We start from the raw sequence: 680 nt of genomic DNA, 5'->3' as shown, positions 1-680 counted from the left end.
GCCAACAATGAGTGGCCGCCGAGCTCGAAGAAGTTGTCGTGGCGCCCGACCCGCTCGACGCCGAGAAGCTCGGCCCAGATCCCGGCCAGCAGCGTCTCGATCTCGCCCTGCGGCGCCTCATAGGCCCGACGCGCATAGGCATCGTCGTCGGGGACTGGCAGCGCCTTGCGGTCGAGCTTGCCGTTCACCGTCAGCGGCAGTGCATCCAGCCGCACGAACGCCGACGGCACCATGTAGTCCGGCAGCAGGCCACCCAGATGCGCCCGCAACGACGAAGCAAGCCCGGCGCCATCGGCTTCAGCCGACCCGTCCGTCATCTTCACAACCACATAGGCGACGAGCCGCTTGTCGCCCGCCGCATCCGCGTGCGCCACCACCGCGGCATCGCCGACAAGCTCATGCTCCAGCAGCCGGGCGGCGATCTCGCCCGGCTCGATGCGGAAGCCGCGGATCTTCACCTGGTCGTCGTTGCGGCCCAGAAACTCGAGATTGCCGTTCGGCAGGTAGCGCGCCAGGTCGCCGCTCCGGTACATCCGGGCGCCGGCCTTGCCGCTGAACGGATCCGCCAGGAACCGCTCCGCCGTCAAATCCGGACGGTTCAGGTAGCCGCGAGCCACCCCCGCCCCGCCGATATAAAGCTCGCCAACCGCACCAAACGGAACGGGTGCGCCATGACCGTC

General features: G+C 68.7%; 1 protein-coding gene. It reads right to left on the bottom strand.

The genetic code is table 11. The annotated features are described in order from the left end of the window. A partial coding sequence (locus tag ACMUVN_RS33265; RefSeq protein ID WP_414816051.1) for an AMP-binding enzyme occupies positions 1-680 on the bottom strand: 680 nt, incomplete at both ends.

It is taken from the genome of Rhizobium sp. IY2 (assembly GCF_047532935.1).
Classification (GTDB): domain Bacteria; phylum Pseudomonadota; class Alphaproteobacteria; order Rhizobiales; family Rhizobiaceae; genus Rhizobium; species Rhizobium anhuiense.
This window is presented reverse-complemented; position numbering and strand designations above follow the sequence as displayed.